The sequence below is a fragment of the Mesorhizobium silamurunense genome, from assembly GCF_014843825.1.
GTDB lineage: Bacteria > Pseudomonadota > Alphaproteobacteria > Rhizobiales > Rhizobiaceae > Mesorhizobium > Mesorhizobium silamurunense.
In genome coordinates, this window is sequence record NZ_JHQR01000006.1 from 1 (window position 1) to 8,815 (window position 8,815).

General features: G+C 64.4%; 10 protein-coding genes. 7 read left to right on the plus strand and 3 right to left on the minus strand.

All coding sequences use genetic code 11. From position 1 onward, the window contains the following. Nucleotides 1-296: 296 nt before the first annotated feature. From DH10_RS00590 to DH10_RS00600, 3 genes are all read right to left on the minus strand, one after another. Nucleotides 297-779 (minus strand): DUF2852 domain-containing protein, encoded by a 483-nt coding sequence (locus DH10_RS00590; RefSeq protein WP_192252835.1) that lies wholly within the window; start codon nt 777-779, stop codon nt 297-299. Between the two features lie 116 nt (nt 780-895). Beyond that, nucleotides 896-2,038 (minus strand): benzoate/H(+) symporter BenE family transporter, encoded by a 1,143-nt coding sequence (locus DH10_RS00595; protein ID WP_192252838.1) that lies wholly within the window; start codon nt 2,036-2,038, stop codon nt 896-898. Nucleotides 2,039-2,040: 2 nt separating this feature from the next. After that, entirely contained in the window at nt 2,041-2,811 is a 771-nt protein-coding gene (locus DH10_RS00600; RefSeq protein WP_192252841.1) for an alpha/beta hydrolase, read from the minus strand. A 226-nt stretch (nt 2,812-3,037) separates the two neighbouring features. Here DH10_RS00600 and infC point away from each other — a divergent pair, with 226 nt between their 5' ends. The 7 genes from infC to pheT form a co-directional block, all read left to right on the plus strand. Next, on the plus strand, nt 3,038-3,574 hold the full coding sequence (gene infC, locus DH10_RS00605) for a translation initiation factor IF-3 (protein WP_081482097.1): 537 nt from the start codon (nt 3,038-3,040) through the stop codon (nt 3,572-3,574). Nucleotides 3,575-3,817: 243 nt separating this feature from the next. After that, entirely contained in the window at nt 3,818-4,465 is a 648-nt protein-coding gene (locus DH10_RS00610; RefSeq protein ID WP_192252844.1) for a methyltransferase family protein, read from the plus strand. 217 nt (nt 4,466-4,682) lie between these two features. Beyond that, the gene (gene rpmI, locus DH10_RS00615) at nt 4,683-4,886 is read left to right on the plus strand and encodes a 50S ribosomal protein L35 (RefSeq protein ID WP_027166935.1); all 204 of its coding nucleotides are present in this window, start codon (nt 4,683-4,685) and stop codon (nt 4,884-4,886) included. Between the two features lie 95 nt (nt 4,887-4,981). Next, a complete protein-coding gene (gene rplT / locus DH10_RS00620) occupies nt 4,982-5,383 on the plus strand; it encodes a 50S ribosomal protein L20 (protein ID WP_071100686.1) in 402 nt (133 codons plus the stop codon). 141 nt (nt 5,384-5,524) lie between these two features. Beyond that, nucleotides 5,525-6,622, plus strand: a complete 1,098-nt coding sequence (gene pheS / locus DH10_RS00625; protein ID WP_192252846.1) for a phenylalanine--tRNA ligase subunit alpha — start codon at nt 5,525-5,527, stop codon at nt 6,620-6,622. Continuing rightward, nucleotides 6,619-7,044, plus strand: a complete 426-nt coding sequence (locus tag DH10_RS00630) for a GFA family protein (RefSeq protein WP_192252849.1) — start codon at nt 6,619-6,621, stop codon at nt 7,042-7,044. The genes pheS and DH10_RS00630 overlap by 4 nt, the downstream gene beginning before the upstream one ends. Continuing rightward, nucleotides 7,041-8,815, plus strand: a 1,775-nt coding sequence (pheT, locus tag DH10_RS00635) for a phenylalanine--tRNA ligase subunit beta (protein WP_192384040.1), incomplete at its 3' end; no start/stop codon positions are given. The genes DH10_RS00630 and pheT, both read left to right, overlap by 4 nt.

An 8,815-nucleotide genomic window follows, 5' to 3' on the forward strand; every position in this document is an offset into this window, starting at 1 on the left:
GGCGGCACGGTGATGCGCAGGCCCTGGCCGCCGGAATCGATGCGCAACGTCAGCCGCCGGGCCCTGGCGCTCTCGACGATCTTGAGCGGCAGCGTGCGGCCGGCGACGCAATGCTCGCGCTCGACGACGGGCGCGGGCTTGGCTTTGGTCAGGTTGCGAAAGAAGCCGAGGGACATGGCTGGACGATACGCGATTCGAGGAAAACGGCCAGTGGAGTGAAGCTACATAGAGAACAAAAAAGAAACGGCGCCGCTTTGCGCGACGCCGCATATCGTTCCGAGACTTGTCGCAGGGTCTCAGTCGTCGAGCAGGTTCGTACCCTTGCCGCGCTTCGGGGCGGGCTTTCCGGTCGCGTCGTTCGTGGTGGTCGGCGCGGTCCGCTTGTTGCGCTCAGCCATGAAGCGGTCGAACTCTTCCTGGTCCTTGGCGCGGCGCAGTTCACGGGCATACTCGTCGAACTCGGTCAGCATTTCGTCGAGCTTGCGGCGCTCCTCGGCGAGGCGCTCGAGCTCCTTCTCGCGCCAGTCGTCGAAAGCGACATTGCCGGTGCGGGACGAGCCATGGCCCCAGCGGGCGGCTTTGTCGGAGCCGCGGCGGCAGCCGGCGAAGATGCCGTCGGTGGCGCGGTTGACGTCACGCTTGAAGCCATCGAGCCGGTCGCCCCAGATGATGTAGGCGAGCATGGCGAAGCCGAGCGGCCAGAACACCATGAAGCCGATCACCATCAGCGCGATGGTCGCCGGCGTCCAGGCCGGACGGATCAATGCGGTTGTGTTCATTTTCTCCCAATCCTTCCGTTGGAGACAGCCAAACCGGCTGCGTGGAATCGAAATGGGAAGGCGAAATCGGCGATTCAAGGCAAGGTCGGCCAAAACCGGCGAAGCAGCTGAAATGATTATCGCTTTTTGAGTTTTTCGAGGAAAAGCACTGCCATTCCGGCAACCAGCCCCCAAAACGCCGCACCGACACCGAAAAGCGTGAGCCCCGAGGCCGTCACCGCGAAGGTGACGGTCGCCGGCATGCGCTCGCCTGTGTCGTGGAGCGCGATCGACAGCGCGTTGGCTAAAGGCGCCATCAGCGCCAGGCCGGCGACAAGCACAATCAGGCTCTGCGGCAGGACGGCGAAGATCGCCACCAGCGAAGCGCCGAAGACGGCGAAGACCAGGTAGGCGAGCGCATAGAACGGCCCGGTCTTCCAGCGCTCGGCGGGGTCCGGATGAACATCCGGGCCGGTGCAGATGGCGGCCGAGATCGCCGCCAGATTGGTGGTCGAAGCGCCGAACGGCGCCGAAAGCAGCGAAAACAGGCCGGTGACGCCAATCAGCGGGCCGGGCTCCGGATGGTAGCCAGCGGCTTTCAGCACGGCGAGGCCGGACAGGTTCTGCGAGGCCATAGTAACGAGGTAGAGCGGCAGGGCCAGCCCGATGATGGCCGAGATGGTAAACTGCGGCGCGATCAGCGTCAGCGTCGACAGCTCCGGCGCCGGCAGGCCGCCGACCCGGCCGGTGAGGAAGGCGGCAAGGCCGCCGCCGATCAGCACCACCAGCACCGACACCGCTGGGTTGAACAGCCGGATGACGAAGAAAGCGGCGATCAGCGGCAGGATCAGCCAGGGATCGGCGGGAATGGCCTTGACGGCGTTGATGGCGAAGCTGACCAGGATGCCGGCCAGCATGCCGGAAGCCACCGAGGCCGGTATCATCGCGATCAGCCGGGTCAGCGGCTTAAACAGGCCGGTGGCGATCAAAAGGATGCCAGTGACGATGAAGGCGCCGACCGCTTGCGCCATGGTGAAGCCGCTGGAAGCCGCGATCAGCGCCAGGCCCGGCGTCGACCAGGCGGTGATCACCGGCATCTTGGTGCGCCAGGACAGCCACAGGCATTCGATGGCCATGGCCAGGCAGATCGCGGTCACCCCGCTCGCGGTCTCGATCTGGGTGGCGCCGATCGCCTTGGCGGCGGCAATGACGATGGCCAGCGTGCCGCCAAAGCCGACGATCGCCGCGACGAAGGCGGATATCGGGATGGAAATACGCATCGTCAGGCGACCCGCTGGACCATATCGCCGACGGCGCGCTCGAGCATGTCGAGATCCTCGGGGCGGGACAGGCGATGGTCGCCGTCCGGGATCAGCGACAGCGTGACGTCGTCCGCCGGCAAGAGCGCCGCGAGCTTCAGCGCATGGCCGGACGGAACGTCCGGATCGGCCAGGCCCTGCAGGATATGCACGGGGCAATGAGTGTCGATCGGTCCGGTCATCACCCGGTTCGCGCGGCCGTCCTCGATCAGCGCGCGCGTGTAGATATAAGGCTCGTCCGAATAGTCGGACGGCTCCTCAAAAAATCCCTTTTTCGAAAGGTCGCGCTTCTGTGCCTTGGTCAGCACCGGCTCGATCAGCTCGACGGTGAAGTCCGGCGCCGGCGCAAGCAGCACAAGGCCGGCGACGCCGGTGTCGCCCGCCTTGCGCAATTCCTGCACCATGCGCAGCGCGATCCATGCCCCCATCGAGGAGCCGACCAGGATCTGCTTGCCCTTGCTGAACCGCCGGAAGACAGCGAGGCTTTCGGCCAGCCATTTCGAGATCGTGCCGTCGGCAAAATCGCCGCCCGATTCGCCGTGGCCGGAATAGTCATAGCGCAGATAGGCGCGGCCTTCGCGGCTCGTCCAGGCCGACAGCGCCTCGGCCTTGGTGCCCAGCATGTCGGACTTGTAGCCACCGAGCCACACGATGCCGGGCGCGGCACCGGCCACCTGCCTGACAGCGATGTTCGATCCGTCCACATCAAGGAAAACTGGTGCGCTGGCGGTCATGACCTTGTCCTTCCCGTCGGTCTTTTGGCACAACCGGTGGTTCGCCGAAAAGTGCTCGCGCCGTTTCTTTGCTTGGTGCAGACGATGGCAGCTTTCAGTGGCAAGCTTTGAGGTGATTTCCTGGCGAGGCTGTGCTATTGACTCCGGCCGCGCGCTCACCACATAGGCGCGTCCACCGATTTGAACCCAAAGAACCCTAAACGAAACGGCCGAGGAGACCACGACCATTCGCAGACCTTTCAAAGCAGCGGCGCCCACCAAGGATGGCCCGCGCTCCAACCGTGACATCCGGGTGCCCCGGGTCCAGCTCATCGACGCCGAAGGCCAGAACCGCGGCGATGTTTCCATCAACGACGCATTGCTGCTCGCCGAAGAGGCCGGGCTCGATCTGGTCGAGATATCACCCAATGCGGTGCCGCCCGTCGTAAAAATCCTCGATCTCGGCAAGCTGAAATACGCCAACCAGAAGAAGGCGGCCGAAGCGCGCAAGAACCAGAAGGTCATCGAGATCAAGGAGATCAAGATGCGCCCGAACATCGACAGCCATGACTACGAGACCAAGATGAAGGCCGTGCGGCGCTTCTTCGAGGAAGGCGACAAGGTCAAGCTGACGCTGCGCTTCCGCGGCCGCGAGATGGCGCATATGGAGCTCGGCATGCAGCTTCTGAACAAGGTCCGCGAGGAAGTGGCGCCGATCGCCAAGGTCGAGGCGGAGCCTAAGCTCGAAGGCCGCCAGATGATGATGGTGCTGGCGCCCCGCTGACAGCGGGCGCCCCCTTCCTTCCGCTATAGCCGGGCCGGCCCGGGTCGCCGAAATCGGTCGCGCCGATCACGGCTTCGAGAGACAGAGTTGACCGGCCCGCACAGCAAGTCGCTCTAAAATCCGCCCGAATTGCCGGGCACGGCGTCCCGACGATCGGCGGGCGCGTGTTTTCTATCCGATCGCCGGCAATCTCGACGATCGGGTTTTCCCGATCACGAGCAAAACGCGACGATCGGATTGGGCATGGTCGATGAAACAAAGGTTCCGACCGACAACCAGGTAGAGGGGTTGGGCGGCTATCAATACATGCGCCGCATCGTGCTGGCGGTGCTCATCGTGGTGCTGTTCGCGGCACTCTTGTTCGGCCAGTCGACTTTCCCTCCGGACACGCCGATGCACGAGTCGATCGAGATGTTCGGCGTGCTCCTGATCTTCCTCGGCGTCGTCGGGCGCCTTTGGTCCACGCTCTATATCGGCGGGCGCAAATCCTCCGAAGTGGTCACCGGCGGGCCCTATTCGATCACCCGCAACCCGCTCTATGTGTTCTCGACGGTGGCCGCCGCCGGCGTCGGCGCGCAGATCGGCTCGTTCAGCGGCATCATCCTTTTCGCGGTTCTTTGCGCCGGCGCCTTCCACGTCGTGATCCTGCGCGAGGAGCGCTATCTCAAGGAAGTGCTCGGCGCTCCTTATAAAGCCTATCTGGCGAAGGTGCCGCGCTTCTTTCCCAACCTTTCGCTCTACCAGGAGGGCGACACCGGCAGCTTCAAGCCGCGCCTGCTGCTCAACACGCTGCTCGACGGGCTGGTGTTCCTGGTGGCGCTGCCGGCCTTCGAGCTGATCGACGGCGCGCAGCAGTCGGGAATGCTGCCGGTGTGGTTCCGCCTGCCCTAGGATCCGCCCCCCTGTCAGCCGCGGTTTGCATCCGGCAGGACAGAGCGCCGCACCGTCTCGGGTGTTGCGCACAAGCCGTCTTTGACGTATAGGACCGCCGTTCCAAGAAAACCGCCCGGCAGGGCATGCCGTGGCGGTTTCATTTGCTTTTCGGGCTTTGGTCGGCCCGAAGCGAGAAAAGAAGCGCGATGGTGCGCCCACGATACGGAGTAGCAAAATGCCCAAGATGAAGACCAAATCGGCCGCCAAGAAGCGGTTCAAGATTACTGCCACCGGCAAGGTGCTGTCGGCTGCCGCCGGCAAGCGCCATGGCATGATCAAGCGTTCCAACAAGTTCATTCGCGATGCCCGCGGCACGATGGTTCTGGCTGAACCGGACGGCAAAAAGGTCATCAAGAATTTTCTGCCGAACGGCCTCTAAGCATTTCGGTCCGGAACAGCTTTTGTTTTTTACGCAATTCCGAACGGAAAACCGCTAGGCACTTTTCCTGGAATTGCTTTTAAGGAGATCATGACATGGCACGCGTAAAGAGAGGCGTCACCGCCCACGCCAAGCACAAGAAGGTCCTGAAAGCCGCCAAGGGTTTCTACGGCCGCCGCAAGAACACCATCCGCATCGCCAAGCAGGCGGTGGAGAAGTCGCTGCAGTACGCCTATCGCGACCGCAAGAACCGCAAGCGCTCGTTCCGCGCGCTGTGGATCCAGCGCATCAACGCGGCGGTGCATGAGCATGGCCTGACCTATGGCCGCTTCATCGACGGCCTCAACAAGGCCGGCATCGAGATCGACCGCAAGATCCTTTCGGACATGGCCATCCACGAGCCGCAGGCTTTCGCCGCGCTGGTCGCCAAGGCCAAGGTCGCGCTCGAATATCTGAAGAACACCACGCCGAATGCTTTTGAGAGCGCTGTCGCCTAAGCCAGCGCTTCCCAAGCATACGCAAATCTGATTTTGGGGAACCCGCGCTGGCACGGCTGGCGCGGGTTTTTGTTATGCCTGATGTAGCCAAAATGGTGACGCACCGGACGTTGGTGGTTACCCGATCGAGAGAGTTTCGCCGTGAACGCCACCGCTGGAAATCTTGAAACCCTTGAAACTTCGCTGCTTGCAGAGATCGCTTCGGCAACCGACGAGCAGGCGATCGAGGCGGTGCGCGTCTCGGCGCTGGGCAAGAAGGGCTCGGTCTCCGAAATGCTGAAGACACTTGGCGCCATGAGCGCCGAGGAGCGGCAGGTGAAAGGCCCGGCGATCAACGGCCTGAAGAACCGCGTCACCGAGGCGCTGACGGCGCGCAAGGCGGAGTTGAAGGACGTGGCGATCGCCGTACGGCTCGCGGCCGAGACCCTCGACGTCACACTGCCGGTGCGCCAGTCGCCGGCCGAGCGGGGCCGCATCCATCCGATCAGCCAGGTGATCGACGAGATCGCGGCGATTTTCGGCGACCTCGGCTTCTCTATCGCCGAAGGTCCTGACATCGAGACCGACTACTACAACTTCACCGCGCTGAATTTCCCGGAAGGCCATCCGGCGCGCGAGATGCACGACACCTTCTTCTTCCAGCCGGACGAGAAGGGCGAGCGCAAGCTTTTGCGCACGCACACCTCGCCCGTCCAGATCCGCACCATGGAGCGGCAGAAGCCGCCGATCCGCATCGTCATCCCCGGCAAGACCTACCGGCAGGATTCGGACGCCACGCACTCGCCGATGTTCCATCAGGTCGAGGGGCTGGTGATCGACAAGACCGCCAACATCGCCAACATGAAGTGGGTGCTGGAGGAGTTCTGCAAGGCCTTCTTCGAGGTGCCGAGCGTGAAGATGCGCTTCCGGCCGTCCTTCTTCCCGTTCACCGAGCCCAGCCTCGAGGTCGACATCCAGTGCGACCGCTCGCGACCCGGCGAAGTGCGCTTCGGCGAAGGCTCCGACTGGATGGAGATCCTGGGCTGCGGCATGGTGCACCCCAACGTGCTGCGTCACGGCGGGGTCGATCCCGACGAATATCAGGGCTTCGCCTGGGGCATGGGCATCGACCGCATCGCCATGCTGAAATACGGCATGCCGGACCTGCGCGCCTTCTTCGACGCGGATGTGCGCTGGCTGTCGCATTACGGCTTCAGGCCGCTCGACCTGCCGACGCTGTTCGGAGGGCTTTCCGCATGACGGCGCCGCACACCGGCGGCTGCCGCTGCGGCGCGGTGCGGTTCGAGGCGTCAGTCGAGCCGCATCACATCAGCTATTGCCATTGCAGCGATTGCCGGCGGGCGAGCGGCGCGCCGGTGTCGGCCTTCGTCGGCTTCATGACCGACCAGATCGCGCTCGAAGGCAAGTCGCTGAAGGGCTACCGGAACGGCCCGGTGGAGCGATCGTTCTGCGGCATCTGCGGCTCGCCCATCGCCTATACCGATGAGCGGCTCAATGGCCACATCTATTTCACGCTCGGCGCCATGGACATGCCGGCCTATTTCAAGCCGACCCTGCATGCCCATGTGCGCGAGCAGCTTCCCTTCCTGCACATGCCGGACGACCTGCCGCGCCATCTCAGGACCAGCGTACCAAGACCCTCAGACGGAACACAGTCATGAAATTCACCCTCTCCTGGCTCAAGGACCATCTCGAGACCGACGCCTCGCTTGCCGAGATCGTCGAGCGGCTGACCGCGATCGGTCTCGAAGTCGAACATGTCGACGACAAGGCGAGCCTGAAGCCCTTCGTCATCGCGAGAGTCCTGACGGCGGTGCAGCATCCCGACGCCGACCGGCTGCGCGTGCTGACCGTCGATACCGGCGACGGCAAGCCGCCGGTGCAAGTGGTGTGCGGCGCGCCGAACGCCCGCGCCGGCCTGATCGGCGCCTTCGCCGCGCCCGGCACCTATGTCCCCGGCATCGACGTGACGCTTTCCGTCGGCAAGATCCGCGGCGTCGAAAGCCACGGCATGATGTGCTCGGAGCGCGAGCTGGAAATCTCCGACGAGCACAACGGCATCATCGACCTGCCCGAAGACGCGCCGGTCGGCACCAGCTTCGCGGCTTACGCGCATCTCGACGATCCGGTGATCGAGATCAATTTGACGCCGAACCGGCCGGACGCGACCAGCGTCTACGGCATCGCCCGCGATTTGGCGGCGAGCGGGCTCGGCCGCCTCACCGGCGGCGCGATCATGCCGCATGCCGGCGAAGGCATGTGCCCGGTCAAGGTCAAGATCGAGGCGCCGGAACTCTGCCCCGGCTTCGCGCTGACCCTGGTCAAAGGCGTGAAGAACGGCCCGTCGCCGAAGTGGCTGCAGCAGCGGCTGATCGCCATCGGGCTGCGGCCGATCAGCGCGCTGGTCGACATCACCAATTTTGTCACCTTCGACCGCGGCCGGCCGCTGCACGTGTTCGACGCCAACAAGGTCGCCGGCAATCTCGTCGTGCGCCGAGCGAAGGACGGCGAGAAGGTGCTTGCGCTCGACGGGCGCGAATACACGCTGACGCCGGAAATGTGCGTGATCGCCGACGACAATGGCGTCGAATCGATCGCCGGCATTATGGGCGGCGAGCATTCGGGCTGCGACGACAACACCACCGACGTGCTGATCGAATCGGCCCTTTGGGACCCGATCACGACGGCGCGCACCGGCCGCACGCTGGGCATCATCAGCGATGCGCGCTACCGCTTCGAGCGCGGCGTCGATCCCGAATTCATGGTGCCTGGCGTCGAGCTCGCGACCAAGCTGGTGCTCGATTTCTGCGGCGGCACGCCGACGGAGATCGAAGTTGCGGGCTATGCCGGCCACAAGCCGAAGATCATCTCCTTCCCGCTGTCGGAAGTGAAGCGGCTGACCGGCATCGAGGTGCCAAGAGAAGAAGCGCTCGGCATCCTGACCCGGCTCGGCTTCGCGCCGCATGGGTCAAGCGACGTCGTCGACGTGAAGGTGCCGTCCTGGCGGCCGGATGTCGACGGCAAGGCCGACCTGGTCGAGGAGGTGATGCGCATCCATGGCGTCGACAATATCGCGCCGCAGCCGCTGACCTCGCATGACGCGGTCAACGGCAAGATCCTGACGACGCTGCAGGTGCGCACCCGTGCGGCGAAGCGTGCGCTTGCCGTGCGCGGCATGATGGAGGCCGTCACCTGGTCGTTCATTCCGGCCAAGCACGCCGAGATGTTCGGCGGCGGCCAGAACGCACTCAAGCTCGCCAATCCGATCGCCGCCGACATGTCCGACATGCGGCCTTCGCTGCTGCCGGGGCTGATCAGCGCCGCGCAGCGCAATGCCGACCGCGGCATCGGCGATGTGGCGCTGTTCGAAGTCTCCGGCACCTATGAAGGCGACGCGGCCGACCAGCAGCGGCGCGTCGCCGCCGGCGTGCG